24 protein-coding genes and 1 tRNA gene are annotated in these 24,814 nt (G+C 65.8%); 8 read left to right on the top strand and 17 right to left on the bottom strand.

The window, feature by feature from the left end:
- Positions 1–309 precede the first annotated feature (309 nt).
- From WT24_RS27300 to WT24_RS27290, 3 genes are all read left to right on the top strand, one after another.
- On the top strand, positions 310–1,929 hold the full coding sequence (locus WT24_RS27300; protein WP_060036373.1) for an acyl-CoA synthetase: 1,620 nt from the start codon (positions 310–312) through the stop codon (positions 1,927–1,929).
- 70 nt (positions 1,930–1,999) lie between these two features.
- Entirely contained in the window at positions 2,000–2,323 is a 324-nt protein-coding gene (locus WT24_RS27295) for a DUF2288 domain-containing protein (RefSeq protein WP_059792427.1), read from the top strand.
- A gap of 10 nt (positions 2,324–2,333) precedes the next feature.
- On the top strand, positions 2,334–3,713 hold the full coding sequence (locus tag WT24_RS27290) for an MATE family efflux transporter (RefSeq protein WP_060036372.1): 1,380 nt from the start codon (positions 2,334–2,336) through the stop codon (positions 3,711–3,713).
- Between the two features lie 19 nt (positions 3,714–3,732).
- On the opposite strand, the gene WT24_RS35015 is transcribed toward WT24_RS27290, so the two are convergent.
- On the bottom strand, positions 3,733–3,909 hold the full coding sequence (locus tag WT24_RS35015) for a hypothetical protein (protein WP_095211771.1): 177 nt from the start codon (positions 3,907–3,909) through the stop codon (positions 3,733–3,735).
- Positions 3,910–4,045: 136 nt separating this feature from the next.
- Here WT24_RS35015 and WT24_RS35010 point away from each other — a divergent pair, with 136 nt between their 5' ends.
- On the top strand, positions 4,046–4,216 hold the full coding sequence (locus WT24_RS35010) for a hypothetical protein (RefSeq protein WP_175888554.1): 171 nt from the start codon (positions 4,046–4,048) through the stop codon (positions 4,214–4,216).
- A gap of 208 nt (positions 4,217–4,424) precedes the next feature.
- Here the strand turns inward: WT24_RS35010 and WT24_RS27285 are convergent, their stop codons facing one another.
- Both WT24_RS27285 and sixA read right to left on the bottom strand, forming a co-directional pair.
- A complete protein-coding gene (locus tag WT24_RS27285; protein WP_034206968.1) occupies positions 4,425–5,231 on the bottom strand; it encodes a GNAT family N-acetyltransferase in 807 nt (268 codons plus the stop codon).
- Between the two features lie 170 nt (positions 5,232–5,401).
- Positions 5,402–5,863, bottom strand: a complete 462-nt coding sequence (gene sixA / locus WT24_RS27280) for a phosphohistidine phosphatase SixA (protein WP_059501998.1) — start codon at positions 5,861–5,863, stop codon at positions 5,402–5,404.
- Positions 5,864–6,003: 140 nt separating this feature from the next.
- Between sixA and WT24_RS27275 the strand changes: the two genes are divergently transcribed.
- Positions 6,004–6,080, top strand: a tRNA-Pro gene (locus WT24_RS27275).
- Positions 6,081–6,299: 219 nt separating this feature from the next.
- A complete protein-coding gene (locus WT24_RS27270) occupies positions 6,300–6,734 on the top strand; it encodes a hypothetical protein (protein WP_059502123.1) in 435 nt (144 codons plus the stop codon).
- Positions 6,735–6,834: 100 nt separating this feature from the next.
- Here the strand turns inward: WT24_RS27270 and ppx are convergent, their stop codons facing one another.
- Positions 6,835–8,349: an exopolyphosphatase gene (ppx, locus tag WT24_RS27265; protein ID WP_059501996.1), complete on the bottom strand. Its 1,515-nt coding sequence runs from the start codon at positions 8,347–8,349 to the stop codon at positions 6,835–6,837.
- 279 nt (positions 8,350–8,628) lie between these two features.
- On the opposite strand from ppx, the gene ppk1 reads away from it, so the two are divergent.
- Positions 8,629–10,692 (top strand): polyphosphate kinase 1, encoded by a 2,064-nt coding sequence (gene ppk1 / locus WT24_RS27260; protein WP_059501994.1) that lies wholly within the window; start codon positions 8,629–8,631, stop codon positions 10,690–10,692.
- An 85-nt stretch (positions 10,693–10,777) separates the two neighbouring features.
- On the opposite strand, the gene phoR is transcribed toward ppk1, so the two are convergent.
- From phoR to WT24_RS27205, 11 genes are all read right to left on the bottom strand, one after another.
- Positions 10,778–12,097: a phosphate regulon sensor histidine kinase PhoR gene (phoR, locus tag WT24_RS27255; RefSeq protein WP_059501992.1), complete on the bottom strand. Its 1,320-nt coding sequence runs from the start codon at positions 12,095–12,097 to the stop codon at positions 10,778–10,780.
- 57 nt (positions 12,098–12,154) lie between these two features.
- A complete protein-coding gene (phoB, locus tag WT24_RS27250; RefSeq protein ID WP_006750313.1) occupies positions 12,155–12,856 on the bottom strand; it encodes a phosphate regulon transcriptional regulator PhoB in 702 nt (233 codons plus the stop codon).
- Between the two features lie 31 nt (positions 12,857–12,887).
- Complete coding sequence (gene phoU / locus WT24_RS27245; RefSeq protein ID WP_059792414.1) at positions 12,888–13,592, bottom strand: phosphate signaling complex protein PhoU; 705 nt, start codon at positions 13,590–13,592, stop codon at positions 12,888–12,890.
- A gap of 18 nt (positions 13,593–13,610) precedes the next feature.
- Entirely contained in the window at positions 13,611–14,459 is an 849-nt protein-coding gene (pstB, locus tag WT24_RS27240; protein ID WP_059501988.1) for a phosphate ABC transporter ATP-binding protein PstB, read from the bottom strand.
- 15 nt (positions 14,460–14,474) lie between these two features.
- A complete protein-coding gene (gene pstA / locus WT24_RS27235; RefSeq protein WP_059501986.1) occupies positions 14,475–15,368 on the bottom strand; it encodes a phosphate ABC transporter permease PstA in 894 nt (297 codons plus the stop codon).
- Positions 15,365–16,348, bottom strand: a complete 984-nt coding sequence (gene pstC, locus WT24_RS27230; RefSeq protein WP_059501984.1) for a phosphate ABC transporter permease PstC — start codon at positions 16,346–16,348, stop codon at positions 15,365–15,367. Before pstC ends, pstA begins: the two co-directional genes overlap by 4 nt.
- Positions 16,349–16,442: 94 nt before the next feature.
- Positions 16,443–17,477 (bottom strand): phosphate ABC transporter substrate-binding protein PstS, encoded by a 1,035-nt coding sequence (gene pstS, locus WT24_RS27225; protein WP_034206955.1) that lies wholly within the window; start codon positions 17,475–17,477, stop codon positions 16,443–16,445.
- 443 nt (positions 17,478–17,920) lie between these two features.
- Positions 17,921–19,276, bottom strand: coding sequence for a phosphoglucosamine mutase (gene glmM, locus WT24_RS27220; protein WP_060036371.1), 1,356 nt, complete (start codon positions 19,274–19,276; stop codon positions 17,921–17,923).
- 32 nt (positions 19,277–19,308) lie between these two features.
- Positions 19,309–20,250 carry a dihydropteroate synthase gene (gene folP / locus WT24_RS27215; RefSeq protein WP_060036370.1) on the bottom strand — a complete coding sequence of 314 codons (942 nt, stop codon included), beginning with the start codon at positions 20,248–20,250 and terminating at the stop codon, positions 19,309–19,311.
- A gap of 28 nt (positions 20,251–20,278) precedes the next feature.
- A complete protein-coding gene (ftsH, locus tag WT24_RS27210) occupies positions 20,279–22,174 on the bottom strand; it encodes an ATP-dependent zinc metalloprotease FtsH (RefSeq protein ID WP_034206953.1) in 1,896 nt (631 codons plus the stop codon).
- Between the two features lie 153 nt (positions 22,175–22,327).
- Positions 22,328–22,990 (bottom strand): RlmE family RNA methyltransferase, encoded by a 663-nt coding sequence (locus WT24_RS27205; RefSeq protein ID WP_060036369.1) that lies wholly within the window; start codon positions 22,988–22,990, stop codon positions 22,328–22,330.
- A 193-nt stretch (positions 22,991–23,183) separates the two neighbouring features.
- Here WT24_RS27205 and WT24_RS27200 point away from each other — a divergent pair, with 193 nt between their 5' ends.
- Positions 23,184–23,711, top strand: a complete 528-nt coding sequence (locus WT24_RS27200; RefSeq protein WP_059501978.1) for a YhbY family RNA-binding protein — start codon at positions 23,184–23,186, stop codon at positions 23,709–23,711.
- A gap of 49 nt (positions 23,712–23,760) precedes the next feature.
- On the opposite strand, the gene WT24_RS27195 is transcribed toward WT24_RS27200, so the two are convergent.
- Together WT24_RS27195 and greA are read right to left on the bottom strand one after the other, a co-directional pair.
- A complete protein-coding gene (locus WT24_RS27195; protein WP_060036368.1) occupies positions 23,761–24,219 on the bottom strand; it encodes a DUF4149 domain-containing protein in 459 nt (152 codons plus the stop codon).
- A gap of 14 nt (positions 24,220–24,233) precedes the next feature.
- Positions 24,234–24,710: a transcription elongation factor GreA gene (gene greA, locus WT24_RS27190; RefSeq protein ID WP_034206950.1), complete on the bottom strand. Its 477-nt coding sequence runs from the start codon at positions 24,708–24,710 to the stop codon at positions 24,234–24,236.
- Positions 24,711–24,814 lie beyond the last annotated feature (104 nt).

Raw genomic sequence — 24,814 nt, 5'->3', positions numbered from 1 at the left:
GAAAAAATCGAGTCAGCGCTTGCGCAGACGTCCGGTGAAACGGCCGGACAACGGATCGACATGACGAGCAAACGCCACCAGCACACCGATTCCGATCAGGCTGAACCCCGCAGCTATCAGAAGCAAATCCATGGTCACACCACTGTTTTGTCTTGATCTTATGCGTCATTGTGGAATCGTGCACTGAGCCGTAACTGTTGGACGAGTCAGAACATTCCCTATCAGCGAACACCATTGTGAATTCGTCTGCGTGAAATCCTGATGTAAGCCGTTCACCCGACGCCACGCCGACATCCGGGAGACCATGCGATGCTGCCCGCCGCCGACCGCTACGACCACCTCCTCTCCCGCTTCCACTGGGACATTCCGACGCATTACAACATCGGCGTGGACGTGTGCGACAAATGGGCCGACGGCAGCGGACGCCTCGCGCTGATCCACGAAACGGCGCAAGGCGACGTCTCCCGCATCACGTTCGACGACCTGAAGAATGCTTCTAACCGGCTCGCGAACAGTTTTGCGCGCGCCGGCCTGCGGCGCGGCGACCGGATCGGCATCTTTCTCGCGCAGGGCCCCGAAACGGCGATCGCCCATCTCGCCGCGTACAAGTTCGGCGCGATCGCCGTGCCGCTCTTCACGCTGTTCGGCGTCGATGCGCTCGAGTACCGGCTCGCGAACAGCGAAGCCGCCACGCTCGTCACCGACGCGGCCGGCTACGCGAAGATCGCACCGCTGCGCGCACGGCTGCCGGCACTGCAAACCGTCTACTGCATCGGCGACGATGCGCCCGATGCGCCGGGCGTGCTTCGCTATGACGCGGCGCTCGCCGCCGAATCGCCGGACTTCGTGCCGGCCGATACGGCCGCCGACGATCCGGCCGTGATCATCTATACGTCCGGCACGACGGGCAAGCCGAAAGGCGCGCTACACGCGCATCGCGTGCTGCTCGGCCACCTGCCGGGCGTCGAGATGTCGCAGCAGTGCTTCCCGCGCGACGCACGCCTGTTCTGGACGCCCGCCGACTGGGCATGGATCGGCGGGCTGCTCGACGTGCTGCTGCCGTCATGGCATCACGGCGTGCCGGTACTCGCGCGCCGCTTCGAGAAATTCGACGGCGACGCGGCGTTCGCGCTGATGGCGCGGCACGGCGTCACCCACGCGTTTCTGCCGCCCACCGCGCTGAAGCTGATGCGCGCCGTCGCGGCGCCGCGCGAACGCTACGCGTTGTCGCTGAAATCGGTCGCAAGCGGCGGCGAATCGCTCGGCACCGAATTGACGGCGTGGGGCCGCGACGCGCTCGGCGTGACGATCAACGAGTTCTACGGGCAGACCGAGTGCAACATGGTGCTGTCGTCGTGCGCGGCGCTGTTCGATGCGCAGCCCGGCGCGATCGGCAAGGCGGTGCCCGGCCATGCGGTCGCGATCGTCGACGCTGAGGGCGCGCCGCTGCCGCCCGGCGTCGAAGGCCGCATCGCGGTGCGCCGCCCCGATCCGGTGATGTTTCTCGAATACTGGCGCAACCCCGGCGCGACGCGCGACAAGTTCGCGGGCGACTACCTGCTCACCGGCGATACGGGCACGATCGATGCCGACGGTTTCGTGCGCTTCGTCGGCCGCGACGACGACGTAATCACGAGCGCCGGTTACCGGATCGGCCCGGGCCCGATCGAGGATTGCCTGCTCACGCATCCGGCGGTGCGAATGGCGGCCGTCGTCGGCGTGCCCGACGCGACGCGCACCGAAATCGTCAAGGCGTTCGTCGTGCTGAACCCCGGCCACGCCGGCGACGCTGCGCTCGTGAGCGCGCTGCAGGAACACGTGCGCAAGCGACTCGCCGCGCACGAGTATCCGCGCGCGATCGCGTTCGTCGACAGCCTGCCGATGACCGCCACCGGCAAGATCGTGCGCCGCGCGCTGCGCGACGCGTGAGCGGCCCGCTCGCTCGGCCCGCCCGGCCGGATGGTTTATAGTGGCGCCACGCAGTTTTTCCAAGAAACCGATGTCCTCTGATCAACACTCCGCCACGGGCGCGCCGCACAGCCCGCTCTACGCCAAACTCCTCGGCGAGACCGCCAAGATCGACTGGTGCGATCTCGAGCGCTTCTTCGCGCAGGGCAAGCTGCTGTCGGTTGCGCGCGACCTCGATCTCGTCAGCGTCGCGGAAGCGGTCGCCAGCGACGATACCGAACAGGTCACGCGCTGGCTGTCGTCCGGCCTCGTCGCGCGCATGCCGGCCGAGACCGCAGCCGACTACGCGGCGCGCAATCCGGAACTGTGGGCGGTCGTCGTCTCGCCGTGGGTCTGCGTACAGGAACGCGCCTGACGCGTCCGCCATGTCCGAATCCGCCTTACCTCACGGGGCCGGCGGCGCTGCGGCCGCCGTCACGCATCGGCACGTCCTCGCGCTCGCGTTCCCGATCGTCGTCGCGAACCTGACCCAGCCGATCCTCGGCGCCGTCGACACGGCCGTCGCCGGCCACCTCGACGGGGCGCAATATCTCGGCGGCGTCGCGCTCGGCGGGCTGTTCTTCAATTTCGTGTTCTGGGGCTTCGGCTTCCTTCGGATGGGAACCACCGGCCTCGTCGCGCAGGCGCATGGCGCCGGCAACGCCGCCGGGATCCGCCTGAATCTGCTGCGCGCGCTGATCGTCGCGTTCGCGCTCGGCGCCGCGGTGCTCGCGCTGCAGGCGCCGCTGCTGTCGTTCGCGCTGTCCGCGCTCGGCGGCAGCGACGCCGTCCACACGACGGCGCTCGCATACAGCCACGCACGGATCTGGAGCGCGCCGTTCGCGCTCGCGAACTACGTGGTGCTCGGTTACCTGCTCGGCGTGCAGCGCGTTCGGCTCGCACTCGTCGCACAGGTGTTCATCAATGCGGTGAACATCGGCGCCGTGCTGCTCTACGTGTACGGTTTCGGTTGGGGCATCGCCGGCATCGGCGCCGCGACCGCCACCGCGGACGCGTGCGGCTTCGCGCTCGGCGCGTGGATGCTGTGGCGGCTGCGGCCGCGCGGCCTTGCACCGCTCGCGGTACGCGCGCTTGCCGATCGGGTCGCGCTCAAGCGGCTGATCGTGCTCAATCGCGACATCTTCCTGCGCACCCTGTGCCTGCTCGGCGCATTCGGGTGGTTCGCGCATCTCGGCGCAAAACAAGGCGACGCGACACTCGCCGCGAATGCGCTGCTGCTGAATTTTCAGACCTTCATGGCGTACGGCCTCGACGGCTTCGCGCATGCGGCCGAGGCGCTCGTCGGCGCGGCGGCCGGCGCGCGCGATCGCCACGCATTCCGGCAAGCCGTGCGCGTCACGCTGCTCTGGTCGGCGCTCGGTGCGCTGCTGTTCGCGCTCGTTTACTGGGCCGCGGGCGGCTGGATCGTCGCGCGTCTGACCGATCAGGCCGAGATCCGCGCCGTCGCGCTGCGCTACCTGCCGTGGGCCGCGATTTCGCCGATCGTGTCGGTCTGGGGCTTCCTTCTCGACGGCGTGTTCATCGGCGCGACACAGACGCAGTCGCTGATGCGCGCGATGGTCGTGTCGTTGTCGATCTTCATCGCGGCCACGCTCGCCGCCGTCGACACGTTCGGCAATCACGGTCTCTGGTTCTCGCTACTGCTGTTCATGGCGGCGCGCGGCGCGACGCTCGCGCGCTACCTGCCGGCGCTGTTGCAGCGCATTGGCGCGGACCCGCAAGCCGCATCCGCGGCCCGCGCGTGACAGCGGGGCCGAGCGACCGTTACTGCACGGGTTTCGGCGACGGCGCGTCGAGCATCGACGGCGGCGTCATGTCGGTCGGCACGCCGCGATAGTCAGCCGGATCCTCGGGCGGGTGACCGCGGCGCGCCTGGCGGGGATCGCTGCTGCAGGCGGCAAGAAGGGATGCGACCAGCACGGCCAGCATGATACGGCTCATCAGGTAGGGCTCCAGAAAACGGCGCGCCCATCGCACGCCGGGACCGCGCCGAGTCTAGCGGAAATCCGGTTTCGGGGTTGCGCCGTCCATGTCCTACTATGTACGCATGGCGCTGTGCCGTTGAAAGGAGGCTGCCATGTCGTCTGAGGAAATTGCGGGCCTGATCGGTCTGTTCATCGGTGTGATGGTACTGGTCGCGCTGTCGTACTTCGAGTCGCGCGAATACAAGCGCAGCCACGAAGGCGAAGGGATGATCCACCACTGGATGGCGGAACACCACCTGCTCGACTGGCGGCGCAAGCACTGAGCGCGCGCCGCTGCCGTACGGCCCTCCTCCGGGCCGCCGCGAACGTGCCGCCCCGCGGCACGGTGATCGCTGCGTATCGCTGAAATTATCAGGGGCCAGGTACGCACACGTTAACCGCATACACGAACGCCGTCGCGCGGCACAGGCCACGCGACGGCGTTCGCTTGCGCGCGCCGCACCTCGGAAGGTGCGACGCGATTCGACCCGCTCAGCCCAGGAAGTGGCGGGCGTAGCGCGCGTTGATGTCCGACAGGCGGAACAGCGTCAGGAAATCCGCGCAGTTGAAGTCGGGATCCCAGGCCGGTGCGCCGCAAATCTTCGCACCGAGACGCAGGTAACCCTTGATCAGCGGCGGCGGCGCGACCACGGTGCCCGTCTGCAGTTCGTCGACCGGCAGCGCCGTGTGCGGGAACGCGCGATACTCGGGCGCCGTCAGCGAGCCTGCCGACAGCGACTGGTACAGGTTCGCCGCATAGTGACCGCCATCGGCCATCGACACGCTCGCGCAGCCGAGCATCGTTTCGTAGCCGTTCTGCATCATGTACGCGCCGAGGCCGCCCCACAGCGCCATGATGACGGCGCCGCTGCGGTAGTCGCTGTGCACGCACGAGCGGCCGACCTCGACCATCTTGCCGCGCAGGTGCGTGAGCCGCGACAGGTCGAATTCGCCTTCGGCGTACAGGCGGCCGACACGCGCCGCCTGGTGCGGCGGCAGCACGCGGTACGTGCCGACGACTTTCAACGTGTCGAGATCGCGGACCAGGAGGTGGTCGCAATACGCGTCGAACGGATCGACGTCGAGCCCGGAAGGGCCGCTGACCTGCGCGCCCATCTCTTCGGCGAACACGCTGTAGCGCAGGCGCTGGGCTTCGCGCAATTCGTCTTCCGTACGCGCCCATGCGGCGCGCAGGCGATACTCCGATGTGACGGTTTCACTGGCGCGCGGCAGGTGACGCCGCGACGTGTCGAGGGGCAGCGAGGCAAAAGGGAGCGTAGGCGTCGGCAGTTCTCGCATTAGGCTTTCCTGGTCGTAAGGAATAGGACGACATGCCCGCCAATGTAGTAATCGGCCGTGACCGTTATGTGGCACGACCGTGTCCTTTCAATGACGTGTCGCCGATTTGACTTTAGCAGAAAGCTCGCGAAACGGTATGATCAATCCCTTCAAACCAATTCAGACGGGCCTTACACCAGTTCGGGCGTCAGGACCGCCCGCAACACGGCCTGCCGGCTGCCGTCGCGCGTGCGGCTCGCCAGCCACACGATTCCGCCCTTCTTGATGCTCCAGCTGTCGTCGCCGCCGGCGATCAATTGCGCGGCGACGCTGCCGAGCGTCGGCTGATGGCCGACGATCACGACCGTCGGGGCGATGCCTTCCGGCCAGCCGGCCGCTGCCAGCACGTCGTCGACGCCGCCGCCTGGGGCAAGCGCGTCGACGGTACGGTACTGGTCGGTCAGTGCCTCGACGGTCTGTACGGTGCGCGCCGCCGGGCTCGCGAGGATCACGGTATTCGTCTCGAGACGGCCGCGCAGCCATTTGGCCATTGCCTGCGCATCCTTGCGGCCGCGCACGGTCAACTGGCGCGCGAGATCGCTCGTCGCGTAATCTTCGGCCTCGGCGTGGCGCCACAGGATCAGGTTCATCATGATGTTCTCCTTGCTTCGGCGCGCGGGGCGGCCGATCTCACGAGAATTGTCGCAAATCGCGGCCGGTTCGCGGTCGGGGCATTTACCCGCATATCGTGATTGACCGAATCGGTCATTCGACGTTATTATCTTTGGCTCGTCGGAGCGTAGCGCAGCCTGGTAGCGCATCTGATTTGGGATCAGAGGGTCGAAGGTTCGAATCCTTTCGCTCCGACCAAAGGAATCAAGGGATTACGGTTGAACACCGTAATCCCTTTTTCCGTTTACGGGCGATTTTTGCCGGCATCTTGGATGCTCACCCGTTTTCGGCACGCGCGGCGCGCGGTCCGGGCACGGATCAACCACCGCATCGACGCGCCCGCGCATACACCGCCAAGCCCGCGCACGAAACTTGCTGGAACACGCGATAATACGAATGAACAACCCGCAACCGCGCATGAAAAACAACGTTCTCAAGCCAGCCCTCTGCGCGTCGCTGCTCGTGCTCGCCACCGCCGGCTCTGCGTCGGCGAAAGCGCTCGACGACGCGCTCGACTGCCATTCGACCGGCCACAAGTTCGTCGCGCCGCTGCTCGCCGCCGGCGACATCCAGTCGGAGCCGATGCACGTCGAATCCAACTCGGTCAATGCGTTCCGCACGAACCGCCCGCTGACGGCCTACGGCTTCGGCGTCTATGTCGTGCTCGGCTACCAGGCGAATGACCCGATCTTCCGTCCTGGCGACGGCACGCCGATCGGCGACTGGGCTTACGGCGTCGTCGTGCGCGGCACCAAGAGCTCGGTCGAGGAAGCCGTGCGCAAGGCCGGCAGCGACGCAACCGTCAAGCAGGCGTTCCCGTTCCTGACCGCGATCGTCTGCTCGTCGGACTGAGCGGACCGCCGGCACGCTGGGGCGGCCGCGCCTGACGGGTGCGCGCCGCCGGCATCGCTCCACCCGGAGCCCACGCGCCTTCCGGCCCGCTATCGCCCCGTCACGCGCCGGTATACACCACGCGATACGGGATACCGACCTTCTCCCACTCCGCCGCCTCCTGGCTGAGGCTGTAGTCGGTCAACGGGTTCTGCTCGACCCAGGCGTTCGGCAGACGCACCTCATAGCCGCCCTTCTTCATCTGCGAAACGGAAATGTCGGGCAGCCCCGCGTCGGTCCGGCGCCGGCACAGCAGCGCCGCGAGCCGCAAGCAGAACAGCAGCGGCCACTCGACCTCGCGCGCCTGCGACAATTTCCCGAGCTTGCCTGCATGGCCGAGCACGAGCGCGGCAAGTCGCGCCTGGTCGGTGCGCGAAAAACCCGGCATGTCCGCGTTGCTCGCGATATAGGCCGAATGCTTGTGATACGCGCTGTGCGAGATCGACAGACCGATCTCGTGCAACGCGGCCGCCCAGCCGAGGAACATCCGCCCTTCCTCGCGCGCTTCCTCGTCGTCTTCCTCGAGCTCGTCGTAGAAACGCCCCGCGAGCGCGCCGATCCGCTCGGCCTGCGCACGATCGACCCCGTAGCGGCGCATGAAACCCTCGACGGTCACCGCACGCATGTCCTCGTGCTGCGTCCGGCCGAGCAGGTCGTACAGCACCCCGAGGCGCAGCGCGCCGTCGGTCGTATCGACGTAGTCGACGCCCAGTTCCTCGAACACCGCGAGCATGATCGCCAGACCGCCCGCGAGCACCGGCACGCGGTCGGGCTTCAGCGCGATCAGCTTCAGCCGGTTGACGTTCTCCGCCTTGATCAGCGCACGCTTGAGCCGCTCGAGGCCGCCGCGCGAAATGCCGTGCGTGATGCCCGGATCGTTGAAGCCGTTCGCCTCGACGAGTTCCGCGAGCGCGCGCGCGGTGCCGGACGACCCGATCGCCTGGTCCCAGCCAGCCTTCTTGTATTCGCTCGAAATGATCTGGATCTCGCGCTTGGCCGCGAGTTCGGCCTGCCGCATCGTGTATTCGTCGACGTTGCCGGCCGGAAAGAAGGCGCGGCTATGGCTCACGCAGCCGATATATAGGCTCTCCATCACGATCGGCGTGTAGTGCGAACCGATGATGAATTCGGTCGAGCCGCCGCCGATGTCGACGACGAGCCGCTTGCCGGCGCTCGCCGGCACCGAGTGCGCGGCGCCCGCATAGATGAGGCGCGCCTCTTCGCGGCCCGCGATCACTTCGATCGGGAACCCGAGCGCCGCCTCGGCCTCGCCGAGGAATTCGGCGGCGTTCTTCGCGACGCGCAGCGTGTTGGTCGCCACCGCGCGCACATGATCGGGATGGAAATCGCGCAGGCGCTCGCCGAACCGCTTGAGCGCCTCCCAGCCACGCTCCTGCGACGCGCGATCGAGCATCTTGTCGCTCGACAGGCCGGCGGCCAGCCGGACCGGCTCGCGCAGCGCGTCGACGGGATAGATCTGGCTGCCCGCCGGCGTTTCCTCGACGCGCCCGACGATCAGCCGGAAGCTGTTCGAGCCGAGATCCACGGCAGCCAGCAAGTGGGGAGTTGTAACCATCAGAAGGGGGCTCCGTGCGCGTTCTTCCGCGGCAGCCGTTCCGGCAACCGCGGGCGATCAATCAAAGGCGACATTTTAAGCGTGGAACGCTTGCCGTTGCCACGCTTCACGGGCATGCACACGGCTCGATTCCATATAGCCGAAACATTTATGCGACGAAACGGTTACGGCGTAGAATTTCCCGATATAAAACCATTGTTGTCATCAGCACGTCATCGTACCGTGAGAGTTTCCGAGCGTCCTTTCGATTCATCGCCTGAATTCCCCCCTACTCTGCCGATGTCCGTCCGTTACCCGCTTCTCAATCGTGAACTCGGCATCCTCGGTTTCAACGAGCGCGTGCTGGCCCAGGCGGCCGATCCGCAAGTGCCGTTGCTCGAGCGCCTGCGCTTCATCTGCATCACCAGCAGCAACCTCGACGAATTCTTCGAAGTCCGGATGGCCGGCCTGCAGGAACAAATCCGCGACAACCCCGGCGCGCTGACGCCCGACGGCATGTCGTTACAGCACGCTTACGATCTCGTCGTCGAACGCGCGCAGCGGCTCGTTCATCGACAGTACACGATGCTGCACGAAACCGTGCTGCCGGCGCTCGAACAGGAAGGCATCTACTTCCATGCGAGCGACTCGTGGAACGACGAGCAGCTCGAATGGGCGCGCCACTACTTCCTCGACGAGCTGCTGCCCGTGCTGACGCCGATCGGCCTCGATCCCGCCCATCCGTTCCCGCGCGTGCTGAACAAGAGCCTGAACTTCGTCGTCGAGCTCGAAGGCCGCGACGCGTTCGGTCGCCAGGCCGTGATGGGCATCGTGCAGGCGCCGCGCGCGCTGCCGCGCGTAGTGCGCATGCCGCATGCGCTGTCGGGTTTCGAGCACGGCTTCGTGCTGTTGAGCTCGTTCATGCAGCGCTTCGTCGGCGAACTCTTCCCGCAACTCGTCGTGAAGAGCTGCAACCAGTTCCGCATCACGCGCAACAGCGAGCTGTTCGTCGACGAAGACGAAATCACGAACCTGCGTGTCGCGCTGCAGGGCGAACTGCCCGCGCGCCACCTCGGCAACGCGGTACGCCTCGAAGTGTCGGCCGACACGCCGCTGCACATCGTGCGACGCCTGCTCGAGGAAAGCGAACTCGGCGACAAGGACTGCTATCGCGTGGCCGGGTCCGTGAACCTCGTGCGCCTGATGCAGATTCCCGATCTCGTCGACCGACCCGACCTGAAGTTCACGCCGTTTACCGCATCGACGCCTGCCGCCATCACCAACGCGCCGACGATGTTCGACGCGATCGACGCCGGCGACATCCTGCTGCACCACCCGTACGAGAGTTTCCAGCCGGTGCTCGAACTGCTGCAGCAGGCCGCGAGAGACCCGAGCGTCGTCGCGATCAAGCAGACGATCTACCGCACCGGCACCGACTCGCCGCTGATGGACGCGCTGATGGAAGCCGCGCGCAACGGCAAGGAAGTGACCGTCGTCGTCGAGCTGCTCGCGCGCTTCGACGAGGAAACCAACATCAACTGGGCGTCGCAGCTCGAAGCCGTCGGGGCGCATGTCGTGTACGGCGTGGTCGGCCACAAGTGCCACGCGAAGATGATGCTGATCGTGCGACGCGTGGTGCAGGCCGGCAAGGCGTCGCTGCGCCGCTACGTGCATCTCGGCACCGGCAACTACCATCCTCGCACCGCGCGCCTCTACACCGACTTCGGGTTGATGACGGCCGACCAGAAGATCTGCGAGGACGTTCATCACGTATTCCAGCAACTGACCGGGATCGGCGGCGAACTGACGCTGCACGAGCTGTGGCAGTCGCCGTTCACGCTGCATCCGCGCATCATCGATTCGATCCGCGCGGAGATCGTCAATGCGCAGGCCGGCAAGCGCGCGCGCATCGTCGCGAAAATGAACGCGCTGCTGGAGCCGTCGGTGATCGCCGCGCTGTACGAAGCGTCGCAGGCCGGCGTCAAGGTCGACCTGATCGTGCGCGGCGTCTGCGCGCTGAAGCCCGGCGTGCCGGGGCTGTCGGAAAACATCACGGTGCGCTCGATCGTCGGCCGCTTCCTCGAACACCACCGCATCTACTATTTCCACGCGGGCGGCGCCGAGGACGTCTATCTGTCGAGTGCCGACTGGATGGACCGCAACCTGTTCCGCCGCGTCGAAGTCGCGTTCCCGATCCGCGAGCGCAAGCTCAAGCGGCGCGTGATCGCCGAAGGGCTGTCGGTGTGCCTCGGCGACAATCAGTCGGCATGGCAGATGCACAGCGACGGCCACTATCGCCGCCGTCGCACCGGCAAGACGATCCGCAACGCGCAGCTCGGGTTACTCGCGAAATTCTGCTCGTGAGCCCTCGGCGCGATGCGGGTCGAGCGCCGCTTCGCCAAAAAAAAGCAGCCCGCGGGCTGCTTTTTTTACGCCGGCCGCTACGCGATCATGCCTCGTAAGCGGCCGGTCGGATCGCAATGATGCGCGAGCCCGGGAACCGTGCGGTGAACGTACTGCCGCGCCCTTCCTCGCTCTGCACGTACAGATGCGCGTCGTGCCGCTGCAGCACGTGCTTGACGATCGCGAGCCCGAGGCCCGTGCCGCCCGTATCGCGCGAACGGCTGCGATCGACGCGGTAGAAGCGCTCGGTGAGCCGCGGCAGGTCCGCGGCCGGAATCCCGAAGCCGCTGTCCGTGACGGAAAACACGCCCTGCGCGCCTTCGCGCCGCCACGACACGACGATCTTGCCGCCGTCCGGCGTATAGCGGATCGCGTTCGTGACAAGATTCGCGAACGCGCTGAACAGTTCCGTCTGCGCGCCCGTGACGCCGAGCGTCTCGTCGATCGAGAACGCGATGTCGTGATGCCCGTTCGACAGCGTGTGCGCATCCTCCTTCAGATGATCGAACACCGCACGCATGTCGATCGCGTGATCGACCGGCGGCTTGCTCTCGCCTTCCAGCTTCGCGAGCACCAGCAGGTCGGTCACGATGTGCCGCATCCGCGATGCCTGCTGCTCCATCATGTCGAGATAGCGCGCGCGATCCTCCTCGTTCAGCGGCAGCTCGCGCATCGTCTCGAGAAAGCCCGACAGCACGGTGAGCGGCGTCTTCAATTCGTGCGACACGTTCGCGACGAAGTCGCGCCGCATCGCGTCGGTGCGCTCGAGCTCGGTGATGTCCTGCGTGAGCAGCAGCTTGCGGTTCTCGCCGTACGGAAACACCTGCACGGCCAGCACGTTCTGCCGCGAGTCGCCCATGCCGCGCATCACGAGCGTCTCGTCGTAATGCTGCGCATTCAGGTAGCGGACGAAATCGGGATGGCGCACCAGGTTCGTGATGTGCTGGCGCAGGTCGCGCTTCGCATCGAGCCCGAAATGGACTTCGGCGATCGCGTTGCACCACTCGATCTGGTCGTGGTCGTCGAGCATCGCGACGCCGTTCGGCGATGCCTGGATCGCCTGGATGAAGCGCGAGTGCTGCTGTTCGACCTGTCGCACCTGCGCATGCCACTGCTTCGCGAGCTTGTGCAGCCGATAATAGATTTCGCCCCAGATGCCCGGCGCGCTCGGCACTTCGCCGTAGACCGGCGCATCGAGCAGGCGCCACAAACGTTGCGTATGGAAAGTGCTGAAAAAGCCCTGCGCGACCAGCATCACGACCACGAACGCAAGACCCGCGGTCGGGCCGGCGAAGACGCCGACCAATACGCCGATCAGCACGAGCAGCACGAGCGACACCAGAAAGCGCGCCCAGATGATGTTCATGATTCAGCGTCCGAAAGAATGAACGGCATGCCGCGGCACACGGCATGCCCGAATACGTTACGCGTGCTTGGCGAGGCGGTAGCCGCTGCCGCGCACGGTTTCGATCATCGCATCGCAGCCGGCCGGTTTCAAGGCCGCGCGCAATCGTTTGATGTGCACGTCGACGGTACGCTCCTCGACGAACACATGGTCGCCCCACACCTGATCGAGCAGTTGCGTGCGGCTGTGCACGCGCTCCGGATGCGTCATGAAGAAATGCAGCAGGCGGAACTCGGTCGGGCCGAGATCGAGCTTGATCTCGCTGCCGTCGCCGTGTGCGGCGACGCGATGCGTGGCCGGATCGAGGCGCAGCCCATTGATCGACACGACGTCCTCGGTCAGCTGCGGCGCGCGGCGGCGCAGCACGGCCTTGATGCGCGCCATCAGTTCCTTCGGCGAGAACGGCTTCGTCACGTAGTCGTCCGCGCCGATCTCGAGGCCGAGCACCTTGTCCTGCTCGTCGCCGCGGGCGGTGAGCATGATGATCGGGATGTGCTTGGTCCGTTCGTTGTTGCGCAAGTCGCGCGCGAACGCGATACCGGACTTGCCCGGCAGCATCCAGTCGAGCAGCACGAGATCGGGCAGCACGTCGCTGATCAGGTTCTGCGCCTGTTCGGCGTTGTACGCACGGATCGGGCAGTGACCGGCGTGCTGGAGATTCACCGAGATCAGTTCGGAAATCGCGGGCTCATCTTCAACGACGAGAATGTTGCTGGGCATCGGCACCTCTGTTCTTCCTATACGGAGTCGATTAACTGTTGGCTTCGCGATCGAGCGTGTCGCGCGGCTGGTGCCGCACGTCGGTGCCCTTCACGATGTAGATGATGAATTCGGCGATGTTCTTCGCGTGGTCGCCGATCCGTTCGATCGCTTTCGCGATGAACAGGTAATCGAGGCCGACCGAGATCGTGCGCGGATCTTCCTGCATGTACGACACGAGCTTGCGCACGAACGCGCGAAACTCCATGTCGATCTCCTTGTCGTCCTTGACGATCTGCGCGGCGGCCACCGTATCGAGACGCGCGAACGCGTCGAGCGCGCGGCGCAGGATCGTCACGGCCATCTCGCCCGACACCTTGATCTCGGCGATGTTGACCGCGCGCGCGGCCGGCTCGTCGACCAGGCGGCGCACGCGCTTCGCGATCTTCTCGGCCTCGTCGCCGGCGCGTTCGAGGTTCGTAATCGTTTTCGAAATCGACATCAAAAGACGCAGGTCGCGCGCTGCGGGCTGCCTCCGCGCGATGATGTTGCCGCACTCCTGGTCGATGTCCACTTCCATCGCGTTCAGCGTTTCCTCGGCCGCGATCACCTTCTCGGCCGCACCGCGATCGAATTCGTTCAGCGCGTGCATCGCGCCGACGATCTGCGACTCCACGAGGCCGCCCATTTCCAGCACTTTCGACGACACGGCATTCAGGTCCGCATCGAACTGGCTCGACAGATGTTTATCCGACATGACTGTTGTTCTCCGTCATCAACCGAAGCGGCCGGTGATGTAGTCTTCCGTTTCCTTGCGCACCGGCTTGATGAAGATCTTTTCGGTCTCGCCGAACTCGATCAGCTCGCCCAGGTACATGTAGGCCGTGTAATCCGAGCAGCGTGCGGCCTGCTGCATGTTGTGCGTGACGATCACGACCGTGTAGTCGCTCTTCAGCTCCGCGATCAGCTCTTCGATGCGGCCCGTCGAGATCGGGTCGAGCGCCGAGCACGGTTCGTCGAGCAGCAACACTTCCGGACGGATCGCAATGCCGCGCGCGATGCACAGACGCTGCTGCTGGCCGCCCGACAGCCCGTAGCCGCTCTGGCTCAGCTTGTCCTTCACTTCGTTCCACAGCGCGGCCTTCGTGAGCGCCCACTCGACGCGGTCGTCCATTTCCGAACGCGTGAGCTTTTCGAACATCTTCACGCCGAACGCGATGTTGTCGTAGATCGACATCGGGAACGGGGTCGGCTTCTGGAACACCATGCCGATCCGCGCGCGCAGCAGCGAGATGTCGCGCTTCGTCGTCAGCAGGTTCTCGCCGTCCATCAGGATTTCGCCTTCGGCGCGCTGCTCCGGATAGAGCGCGAACATCTTGTTGAACGTGCGCAAGAGCGTCGACTTGCCGCAGCCCGACGGGCCGATGAACGCCGTCACCTTCCCTTCGGGAATGCGCAGGTTGATGTTCTTCAGCGCGTGGAACTTGTTGTAGAAGAAGTTGAGGTTGTTGACCTCGATCTTCGCGTTCAGCGGCGCGAGCGGACGGCCGTTCGCCGCATCTTGCGTGCCGGTGGGCGCAGCGTTGCGCTCGACGGGATTCAGGTGGCTTTCTGCCATATTCATCGGATTGCTCCGCCGTTACTTTTTCGAGAAGATCGAGCGCGCCAGGACGTTCAGTCCGAGCACCCCGAGCGTAATCAGGAACACGCCCGCCCATGCGAGCGACTGCCATTCCGCGAACGGGCTCATCGCGAACTTGTAGATCGTGACCGGCAGGTTCGCCATCGGCTGGCTCATGTCCCACGAGAAGAACTGGTTCGACAGTGCGGTGAACAGCAGCGGCGCCGTTTCGCCGGCGATCCGCGCGACCGCGAGCAGCACGCCCGTCACGATCCCGCCGACCGACGCGCGCAGCGTGATCTTCAGCACCATGCGCCACTTCGGCGTGCCGAGCGCGACGGCCGCTTCGCGCAGCGCATTCGGCACGAGCTTCAGCATGTTCTCGGTCGTGCGGATCACGATCGGGATCTGCAGCAGCGCGAGCGCGATCACGCCGGCCCAGCCCGAGAAGCGCCCCGACTTCGCGACGACGATCGCGTACACGAACAGGCCGATGACGATCGACGGCGCCGAGAGCAGGATGTCGTTGATGAAGCGGATCGTGCTCGCCAGCAGGTTCTTCTGGCCATATTCGGCGAGATAGACGCCCGCGAGGATGCCGATCGGCGTGCCGACCAGCGTGCCGAAGCCGCAGAGCAGGAGGCTGCCGACGATCGCGTTCGCGAGACCGCCGCCTTCCGTGTTCGGTGCCGGCGTCGATTCGGTGAACAGTTGCAGCGACAGGCCGCCGACGCCGAGGTGCACCGTCGTGTAGAGAATCCACACGAGCCACACCAGGCCGAAGGCCATCGCGCCGAGCGACGCGGCGAGCGCGATCGCGTTGACGGCCTTGCGCTTGCGCTGCAGGCGGTTGCGCATCGCGTCGAGCGCGGCGCCGTCCGGCCCCGGGAAATTCATGATGGGCTCGCTCATTTCTTGCCCTCTCCCTTCTCGAGACGAAGCAGCAGCAGTTTGGAGATGGACAGCACGATGAACGTGATCACGAACAGGATCAGGCCCAGTTCCATCAGCGCCGACGTATGCAGGCCCGGCTGCGCTTCCGCGAATTCGTTCGCGAGCGCCGACGTGATGCTGTTGCCCGGCGCGAACAGCGACACGCTGTCGAGCAGGTTGGTGTTGCCGATCACGAAGGTCACGGCCATCGTTTCGCCGAGTGCGCGGCCGAGGCCGAGCATCACGCCGCCGATCACACCGGTCTTCGTATAGGGCAGCACCACCTTCCACATCACTTCCCAGGTCGTGCAACCGATTCCGTATGCCGATTCCTTCAGCAGCACCGGCGTGACCTCGAACACGTCGCGCATCACCGATGCGATGTACGGGATGATCATGATCGCGAGGATCACGCCGGCCGCGAGGATGCCGATGCCGATCGGCGCGCCGGACGTCAGCGGGCCGAGCACCCACACGTCCTTGAACAGGCGGCCGATCGGTTTCTGGAAGTATTCGGCGAAGATCGGTGCGAACACGAGCAGCCCCCACATGCCGTACACGATCGACGGAATCGCGGCGAGCAGCTCGATCGCGATGCCGAGCGGACGGCGCAGCCACACGGGTGCGAGCTCGGTGAGGAACAACGCGATGCCGAAACTGACCGGCACTGCAATGACGAGCGCAATGATCGACGTCACGATGGTGCCGTAGATCGGCACGAGTGCGCCGTAGATGTCCGAGTTGGGATCCCACTCGGATTGCCACAGAAAGCCGAGGCCGAACTTCTGGATGGTCGGCATCGACGCAAAGATCAGGGAAACGATGATCCCGCCCAGCAACAGCAGGGTCACGATCGCGGCGAGCCGCGCAAGGCCGCCGAACAGGACATCCCCGAGACGGCTCGGCGCGCGCTGTGCACTGTCGGGCGATCGGGAGGACGTGTATGAAATATCAGACATGGGTGCCTGCTTTTGATCGCCGGGCGCCGTAACGCCCGGCTTTACCGCACACACTGCCCGACCGGCACGGCCGGGCAGCGAACCGCTGGATGGCTTACTCGGCGGCGACCGGCTTGCCCGAAGCGTCCGTCACCTTCGTCTTCCACTGCTTGCGGATTTCCGTCTCGACCGACGCCGGCAGCGAGATGTAGTCGAGGCTGTCGGCAGCCTTCTCGCCGTTCTTGAACGCCCAGCTGAAGAACTTCAGCGTTTCCGCGCCCTGCTCCGGCTTGTCCTGCTTCGCGTGCAGCAGCACGAACGTCGCGCCGACGACCGGCCACGCTTCCTTGCCCGGCTGGTTCGTCAGGATCTGGTAGAACGACTTCGACCAGTTCGCGCCTGCTGCTGCGGCCTTGAACGTTTCCGTCTTCGGCTCGACCACCGTGCCCGTCGAATTCTTCAGGGCCGTGTAGGTCATGTTGTTCTTCTTCGCGTACGCCCACTCGACGTAGCCGATCGCGCCCGGCAGGCGCTGCACGAAGGCCGCGACGCCGTCGTTGCCCTTGCCGCCCGTGCCCGTCGGCCAGTTGACCGTCGTGCCTTCGCCGATCTTCGACTTCCACTCGTCGTTGACCTTCGACAGGTAGTTCGTCCAGATGAAGCTCGTACCCGAACCGTCAGCGCGGCGGACCACGGCGATGTCCGTATCCGGCAGCTTGACCTTCGGGTTCAGCGCGACGATCGCCGGGTCGTTCCACTTCTTGATCTTGCCGAGGTAGATGTCGCCGAGCACCGGGCCCGACAGCGTCAGTTCGCCGGCCTTCACGCCCGGCACGTTGACGACCGGCACCACGCCGCCGACCACCGTCGGGAACTGGAACAGGCCTTCCTTCGCGAGCTCTTCGTCCTTCAGCGGTGCGTCCGAACCGGCAAAATCGACCGTCTTCGCGACGATCTGCTTCAGGCCGCCCGACGAGCCGATGCCCTGGTAGTTGACCTTCGAACCGCCGGACTGCTGATAGTCCGCAGCCCATTTCGTATAGATCGGCATCGCGAACGTGCTACCTGCGCCCGTGATGTCGGCAGCGTGGGCGGCGACGGCGAAAAGCGCGCCAGCCAGGCCGGCAATCGCGGTTTGCATCAATTTCATGAGACCTCCAGTGTGTGAGCGGATGACTACGGCACCGCGAAGGTTAGGGGCTCCTCATGACGGTAATGTGACAATCGATGAAACTGGCGTGACAGTAACATGACTGGTTGAAAGGGAGTATCGGGTGGCGCGGCGAGGCGCGGGAACGGCGCTGGCGCAAGAATTGCCTGACTCGGAAGGGAAGATGGACCGCCCTTTTCCCAGGGCGTGCGGGCGCATCGTAGCGCAGCATCGGCCGGACGGGAAGCCCGGGCCGGCAGCAGGTTTGATTGTGGGGTCGGATACCTGATTCGATCCGAAAAGCGCGTTTGTCGAATGTTGCCTCATCAGGCAATGGCAAACCTTTGCGTCAGACGAAACGACGGCGCCCGAGGGCGCCGCACGCATATTCACCGGCAGCCGGCGCGCGGGCCGGTCGGATCGCCGCGCGCCCCAGCCCCCGGTCAGGTCGTCGCCGCGCGCACCGCGTCGGCGATCGTCTCCGCATGGCGCACCGCATCGGCCGCCTGCTGCGCTTCGACCATCACGCGCAGCACGGGCTCCGTGCCCGATGCGCGGATCAGCACGCGGCCGCTGCCGGCGAGCGCGGCTTCGGCTGCATCGATCGCGGCGCGAATCGACGCGCTGCCCTTCCAGTCGGCGCCCGGCTTCATCCGCACGTTGATCAGCTTCTGCGGGAACAGCGTGACGCCGTCGAGCATCTGCGCGAGGGTGCGGCCGCTGCGCTTCAGCGCGGCCAGCACGAGCAGCGCCGACACGATGCCGTCGCCGGTCGAGTGCCGGTCGAGCGACAGGATGTGGCCCGACCCTTCCGCGCCGAGCTGCCAGCCGCGCTCGCGCAACTGCTCGAGCACGTAGCGATCGCCGACCGCCGCCCGCACGAATTTCACGCCCTCGCGCTGCAGCGCGACTTCGACGGCGAGGTTCGTCATCAGCGTGCCGACCGCGCCATCGACCTTGCCGTCGGTCGCGATCCGGTCCTTCACGAGCACGTAGAGCAGCTCGTCGCCGTTGTACAGGCGGCCGGTCGCGTCCACGACCTGCAGGCGATCGGCGTCGCCGTCGAGCGCGATGCCGAGATCGGCGTGGTTCGCCCGCACCGCGCGCACCAGCGCGTCCGGTGCGGTCGCGCCGACGCCGTCGTTGATGTTGAAGCCGTTCGGCGCGACGCCGATCGGAATGACGTCCGCGCCGAGTTCGTGGAATACGTGCGGCGCAACCTGGTACGCGGCGCCGTGCGCGCAATCGATCACGAGCTTCAGCCCGCGCAGGTCGAACGCGGCCGGGAACGTGCTCTTGCAGAATTCGATGTAGCGGCCGCCTGCGTCGTCGAGGCGGCGCGCCTTGCCGAGCCCGTCCGACGGCGCGCATTCGAGCGGCTTGTCGAGCCATGCTTCGATCTCGGCTTCGGTGTCGTCGGGCAGCTTGTTGCCGTCAGCCGAGAAAAACTTGATCCCGTTGTCGTGATACGGGTTGTGCGACGCGCTGATCACGACACCGGCCGACAGACGCAGCGCACGCGTCAGGTACGCGACGCCGGGCGTCGGCATCGGGCCGGCCAGCATCACGTCGACGCCGGCCGCCGAGAATCCGGCCTCGAGCGCGGCTTCGAGCATGTAGCCCGACACGCGCGTGTCCTTGCCGATCAGCACGGTCGGACGCGAGCCTGCCGCGACGTCGGCCGAGCTGGCCAGTACCTTGCCGGCCGCATAGCCGAGACGCAATACGAAATCCGGCGTGATGGGCGCGTCGCCCACCGTGCCGCGAATGCCGTCCGTGCCGAAATATCGACGTCCCATGGGATCCTTCCTCCTTCGTCTTTCTGACTTGCTTATCGTTGCCGCGCGGCTGCGCGCACGGCATTCCATACTTTCAGCGCGTCGACCGTCGCCGCGACGTCGTGCACGCGCACGATCGCGGCGCCGCGCTCGACCGCACACACCGCGGCCGCCACGCTCGCCGCGACGCGCTCCATCGGCGGCTTGCCGCCGATCACAGCGCCGAGCATCGATTTGCGCGACATGCCCGCGAGAATCGGATAGGCGCGCCCGTCGGGCCGCGCAGGCGCCGTGTCCGGCAATGCGGCCAACAGCGCATAGTTGTCGTCGACGACCGCCTTGCCGAACCCGAAGCCGGGATCGACGCAGATGCGCTCCGCCGCCACCCCCGCGTCGCGCAGCGCCTGGGCGCGGGCCGCGAGAAAATCGCGCACGTCGGTCACGACGTCGCCGTAGTCGGGTTCGCCGACCTGCATCGTCTGCGGCTCGCCGAGCATGTGCATCGCGCACAGGCCGCTATTGCCGTCGCGCACCGCGTCGATCGCGCCCGGCTGGCGGAACCCCCAGATGTCGTTGATCAGGTCCGCGCCGGCGGCCAGCGCCGCGCGCATCACGGCCGGCTTGTAGGTATCGATCGACAGCGGCACATTCAGCGGCCGCAGCGCCTCGACGAGCGGAATCACGCGCGCGAGCTCGTCGTCGAGCGGCACGGGGGGCGCGCCGGGGCGCGTCGATTCGCCGCCGATGTCGAGCAGATCCGCGCCGTCGGCGATCATCCGCTCGGCCTGGCGCAGCGCATCGTCGCGCGCAAAGAAGCGGCCGCCGTCGGAAAACGAATCGGGTGTGGCGTTGAGGATGCCCATCACGAGCGGACGTTCGAACGTCAGTTCGAAGCGGCCGCACCGGAGCGGCGCGGGAATGAACGGGGACACTGCGGAATCGGACACGAGCAACGGGCGTGGATGAATGCAAAACGGGCCGGTGTGAAGCCACACCAGCCCGTGAACGGTGCTAAAGCGGAGATTATGCCGCCGGCGTAGCCGGCGCCGGCGCGCTGCCGGGCTTGACCTCGGCGCTGCCGCCGCCCGACGAATCGCCGCCGACAGCCGGCGAGCTCTTCGGCGAGCGCGGCGGACGGCCTTCCATGATGTCGTTGATCTGATCGGCGTCGATCGTCTCCCACTCCATCAGCGCGGCCGTCATCGCCTCGACCTTGTCGCGGTTCTCTTCGAGCAGGCGGCGCGCGAGGTTGTACTGCTCGTCGAGCACGCGGCGGATTTCCGAGTCGACCTTCTGCTGCGTCGCTTCCGAAATCGTGCGCGTGAAGCCGCGGCCGAACGGCGACGCATCGTTCTCGTCGTCGACGTAGACCATCGGCCCGAGTGCGTCGGTCATGCCGAAACGCGCAACCATCGCACGCGCCGTCTGCGTGGCCTTGTTGAAGTCGTCCGATGCGCCGGTGCTGACGAGATTCATGAACAGCTCTTCGGCCACCCGCCCACCGAACAGGATCGCGAGGCGGTCCAGCAGGTAATCCTTCGAATACGTCTCGTTGTCATGCTCCGGCAACTGCCAGGTGACGCCCAGCGCGCGACCGCGCGGAATGATCGTGACCTTGTGCACCGGGTCGGCCTTCGGCAGCAGCTTCGCGATCACCGCGTGGCCCGACTCGTGATACGCGGTTGCGCGCTTCGCTTCCTCGCGGATCACGGCCGACTTGCGCTCCGGACCCATGAAGATCTTGTCCTTCGCGTCCTCGAAATCCTGCATCTCGACGATGCGCTTGCCGCGACGTGCGGCGAACAACGCCGCCTCGTTCACGAGGTTCGCGAGATCGGCGCCCGAGAAGCCCGGCGTGCCGCGCGCGATCACCGCCGCGTCGACGTCGTTCGCGATCGGCACCTTGCGCAGGTGCACGCGCATGATCTGCTCGCGGCCGCGGATGTCCGGCAGGCCCACATACACCTGACGGTCGAAACGGCCCGGACGCAGCAGCGCCTTGTCGAGCACGTCGGAACGGTTGGTCGCGGCGATCACGATCACGCCCGAGTTCGCCTCGAAGCCGTCCATCTCGACGAGCATCTGGTTCAGCGTCTGCTCGCGTTCGTCGTTGCCGCCGCCCATGCCGGCGCCGCGATGACGGCCGACCGCGTCGATTTCGTCGATGAACACGATGCACGGCGCATGCTTCTTCGCCTGCTCGAACATGTCGCGCACACGGGCCGCGCCGACGCCGACGAACATTTCGACGAAGTCCGAACCCGAGATGCTGAAGAACGGCACCTTCGCTTCACCCGCGATCGCGCGAGCGAGCAGCGTCTTGCCGGTACCCGGGGGCCCGACCAGCAGCACGCCGCGCGGAATGCGGCCGCCCAGTTTCTGGAATTTCTGCGGATCGCGCAGGAAGTCGACGAGCTCGGACACTTCCTCCTTCGCTTCGTCGCAGCCCGCGACGTCGGAGAAGTTCACCGCGTTGTTGTTCTCGTCGATCAGCCGCGCACGCGATTTCCCGAACGAGAATGCGCCGCCTTTGCCGCCCCCCTGCATCTGCCTCATCATGTAGAACCAGAACACGATGATCAGGATCGTCGGCCCGAGGTAGTACAGCGCGGACATCAGCGCGTTCGGCTCGTCGTCGGCCTTGCCGCTGACCTGCACGCCGTACTTCATCAGATCGCCGACCATCCAGATGTCGCCGGGCGACACGATCTGGTATTTCTGGCCATCAGCCGGAGTGACGGTGAGGTTGCGCCCCTGAACGATGACGTTCTTGACCTTGCCGTTCTTGGCGTCGTCCATGAACTGCGAATAGGACACGCCTTCCTGGACGCGGGGCTTGTCGAACTGCTTGAACACCGTAAACAGCACCAGTGCGATCACCAGCCACACCGCTGCCTTCGAAAACATATTGTTGTTCAAAGCACCACTCCTTCACTCGTAGACGAGCGCCTACATTTTCCTTGCGGCGCCCCTCGGTCATTCTAATCCAGTCCGACCACCCCTGCCATAAGCATTGACAACCGCCGCGATAGCGCTTCGCTTGTCTGGCAAGGGCCGGAGCCCGTTTGCGCATCAGCGCGGGTGCTTCAGTTGCCGACCCAAAATGAACGTTTCGGACGATTTGTCGCGGGATGCCTTGGGCTTGCGCGGCGCGACGACCTTAAACTGCTGTTTGAACTTCTCGACGATCTGGCTGTAGCCGCTGCCGTGAAAACACTTCACGAGCAGCGCACCGTCCGGCCTCAGATGATTCTGCGCGAATTCGAGCGCCAGATCGCAGAGATGCTCGATGCGCGCCGCGTCCGCCGAGGCCACCCCGGACAGGTTGGGGGCCATGTCGGAAATAACAAGGTCCACCGCGCGGCCTTCGAGCACCTCCTCGAGCTGGTGGAGGACATCGTCCTCGCGGAAGTCGCCCTGCAGGAAGTGGACGTCGGCGATCGGCTCCATCGGCAGGATGTCGAGCGCAACGATCGTGCCGTCGATGCCGCCTTCGCGCTCCGCGTCACGCTTCTTGCCCTGCGCGAGCTTGTTGCGGGCATACTGGCTCCAGCTGCCCGGCGTGGCGCCGAGATCGACGATCACCTGGCCCGGACGGATCAGCTTGTCCTGCTCGTCGATTTCCTTCAGCTTGTACGCGGCGCGCGCGCGATAGCCCTCCCGCTGCGCCATTTTGACGTACGGGTCGTTGATGTGGTCGTGCAGCCAGTGCTGGTTGAAGCGGTTTTTTGCCATTCGAGAGAGAGATTGCTGCCAATTGCTTCGTGAAGCCGCGCTTTTAGCGGATAATACGCGTCTTCTTCGCGCGGCTGCGGCCCCTTTTCAGGCCCAAGCCGCGATTTTACGTGGTTTCGGCGCACGGCTGACGCGGTAACGTTCCGCGATCGCTATCCAGTCGGCGCGCCCTTATTAAGATTTCGACATTTCCATGCCCGCCCTTTCGCTTTCTCCCGCCGAGCGCTCCGCGCTGCGCTCCCAGGCCCATGCGCTCAAGCCCGTCGTGCTGATCGGCGCCGAAGGGCTGACCGACGCCGTACTGAAGGAAATCAAGGTGCACCTCGACGCGCACCAACTGATCAAGATCCGCGTGTTCGGCGACGAACGCGACACGCGCGTCTCGATCTACGACGAGATCTGCGACCGCCTGAACGCCGCGCCGATCCAGCACATCGGCAAGCTGCTGGTGATCTGGAAGCCCGAGGCGGCGGTTGCGGCCCCGACCCGCGGCCGCCGTGCCGGCGCGCTGCCGAGCGCGGCCGAAGCCGCCGACGACCGCAAGGGTCGTGCGCCGCGCACCGTCAAGGTCGTCAAGGTGTCGCCGAACGCGAGCCCCGTGCGCCGTCCGCGCCCGGTCAAGGTCACCGTGCGCGGCAACGAACGCGTGACCGCAGGCGGCACCGTGAAGCGTGCGAAAAAGCGCCAGGCCAGCACCAAGCGGCCGTTCCAGGACAAGTAACACGCCGGTGCGGCACGGATTCCCGTGCCGCCCTGCCCCGGCGCGCCGCTCAGGCGTCGCGCGCCGGCAGACGCCAGATCAGCATCAGCCCCAGCACGCTCTCGACGAGATAGAACACGCTCGAGACGCCGTGCAGCAGCCCGAAGCGGCTCGCATACGGCGAATTCGCGATATCGGTGCCCGCATCCATCGCGGCCACCCGCAGCGCGTTCATGAACGGCTGCAACGCGAAATACCCGACCAGCACGCACACGACCATCGCGGCGACGATCCAGCGCACGCGGCGATATTCGCTGCTGCCGCGCCGCACCTGCTGGTTCGACAACGCGAGCAGCAGCACGCCGCACACGACGCCGAGGATCGCCTCGATGCGGAACAGCTGGGCGGCGACCGAACCGGCCGTCATCCGCTCCAGCGTCTTGAACAACACGGGCGCGACCGCATACCCGATCGTCAGCAGGCTGCCGACCCACACGGCCGACAGCAGACGGAACACGCGATGCGGCATCACGTCGCCCCGCTTCAGATGTAGCTGACCGAGATGATTTCGTACTCGCGCACGCCGCTCGGCGCCTGCACGGCGGCGACGTCGCCTTCGGACTTGCCGATCAGCGCGCGCGCGATCGGCGAGCTGACCGAGATCAGGCCGTGATCGATATCGGCTTCGTCGTCGCCGACGATCTGGTACTTGACGGTATCGCCCGACTCGAGATCCTCGAGCTCGACCGTCGCGGCGAACACCACGCGGCCATCGGCGTCGAGCACCGTGGGATCGATGACCTGCGCGGCGGACAGCTTCGATTCGAGTTCGGCGATGCGCCCCTCGATGAAGCCCTGTTTTTCCTTCGCGGCATCGTATTCGGCGTTTTCGGACAGGTCGCCCTGTGCGCGGGCCTCCGCGATCGCGTTGATCACGGCCGGCCGCTCGACGGACTTGAGGCGCTGCAATTCATCGCGCAGTTGCTCCGCGCCACGCTTTGTCAACGGAATGGTGCTCATAAACGGCTCAATCGCTAAAAACGGCTATAAAAAAAATCACCGCGATTAAGCGCGCTTCCGATGCACTGGAAACACCGCCTAATCGCGGCACGTGTTGCTTCGAC

The organism is Burkholderia sp. MSMB1078WGS (assembly GCF_001528895.1).
Taxonomy (GTDB): domain Bacteria; phylum Pseudomonadota; class Gammaproteobacteria; order Burkholderiales; family Burkholderiaceae; genus Burkholderia.
This window is presented reverse-complemented; position numbering and strand designations above follow the sequence as displayed.

Excerpts from the sequence above, each read along its gene's own strand:
- WT24_RS27300 (WP_060036373.1), top strand. The coding sequence starts at position 310 with ATGCTGCCCGCCGCCGACCGCTACGACCACCTCCTCTCCCGCTTCCAC.
- WT24_RS27295 (WP_059792427.1), top strand. The coding sequence starts at position 2,000 with ATGTCCTCTGATCAACACTCCGCCACGGGCGCGCCGCACAGCCCGCTC.
- WT24_RS27290 (WP_060036372.1), top strand. The coding sequence starts at position 2,334 with ATGTCCGAATCCGCCTTACCTCACGGGGCCGGCGGCGCTGCGGCCGCC.
- WT24_RS35015 (WP_095211771.1), bottom strand. The coding sequence starts at position 3,909 with ATGAGCCGTATCATGCTGGCCGTGCTGGTCGCATCCCTTCTTGCCGCC.
- WT24_RS35010 (WP_175888554.1), top strand. The coding sequence starts at position 4,046 with ATGTCGTCTGAGGAAATTGCGGGCCTGATCGGTCTGTTCATCGGTGTG.
- WT24_RS27285 (WP_034206968.1), bottom strand. The coding sequence starts at position 5,231 with ATGCGAGAACTGCCGACGCCTACGCTCCCTTTTGCCTCGCTGCCCCTC.
- sixA (WP_059501998.1), bottom strand. The coding sequence starts at position 5,863 with ATGATGAACCTGATCCTGTGGCGCCACGCCGAGGCCGAAGATTACGCG.
- WT24_RS27270 (WP_059502123.1), top strand. The coding sequence starts at position 6,300 with ATGAAAAACAACGTTCTCAAGCCAGCCCTCTGCGCGTCGCTGCTCGTG.
- ppx (WP_059501996.1), bottom strand. The coding sequence starts at position 8,349 with ATGGTTACAACTCCCCACTTGCTGGCTGCCGTGGATCTCGGCTCGAAC.
- ppk1 (WP_059501994.1), top strand. The coding sequence starts at position 8,629 with ATGTCCGTCCGTTACCCGCTTCTCAATCGTGAACTCGGCATCCTCGGT.
- phoR (WP_059501992.1), bottom strand. The coding sequence starts at position 12,097 with ATGAACATCATCTGGGCGCGCTTTCTGGTGTCGCTCGTGCTGCTCGTG.
- phoB (WP_006750313.1), bottom strand. The coding sequence starts at position 12,856 with ATGCCCAGCAACATTCTCGTCGTTGAAGATGAGCCCGCGATTTCCGAA.
- phoU (WP_059792414.1), bottom strand. The coding sequence starts at position 13,592 with ATGTCGGATAAACATCTGTCGAGCCAGTTCGATGCGGACCTGAATGCC.
- pstB (WP_059501988.1), bottom strand. The coding sequence starts at position 14,459 with ATGAATATGGCAGAAAGCCACCTGAATCCCGTCGAGCGCAACGCTGCG.
- pstA (WP_059501986.1), bottom strand. The coding sequence starts at position 15,368 with ATGAGCGAGCCCATCATGAATTTCCCGGGGCCGGACGGCGCCGCGCTC.
- pstC (WP_059501984.1), bottom strand. The coding sequence starts at position 16,348 with ATGTCTGATATTTCATACACGTCCTCCCGATCGCCCGACAGTGCACAG.
- pstS (WP_034206955.1), bottom strand. The coding sequence starts at position 17,477 with ATGAAATTGATGCAAACCGCGATTGCCGGCCTGGCTGGCGCGCTTTTC.
- glmM (WP_060036371.1), bottom strand. The coding sequence starts at position 19,276 with ATGGGACGTCGATATTTCGGCACGGACGGCATTCGCGGCACGGTGGGC.
- WT24_RS27205 (WP_060036369.1), bottom strand. The coding sequence starts at position 22,990 with ATGGCAAAAAACCGCTTCAACCAGCACTGGCTGCACGACCACATCAAC.
- WT24_RS27200 (WP_059501978.1), top strand. The coding sequence starts at position 23,184 with ATGCCCGCCCTTTCGCTTTCTCCCGCCGAGCGCTCCGCGCTGCGCTCC.
- WT24_RS27195 (WP_060036368.1), bottom strand. The coding sequence starts at position 24,219 with ATGCCGCATCGCGTGTTCCGTCTGCTGTCGGCCGTGTGGGTCGGCAGC.
- greA (WP_034206950.1), bottom strand. The coding sequence starts at position 24,710 with ATGAGCACCATTCCGTTGACAAAGCGTGGCGCGGAGCAACTGCGCGAT.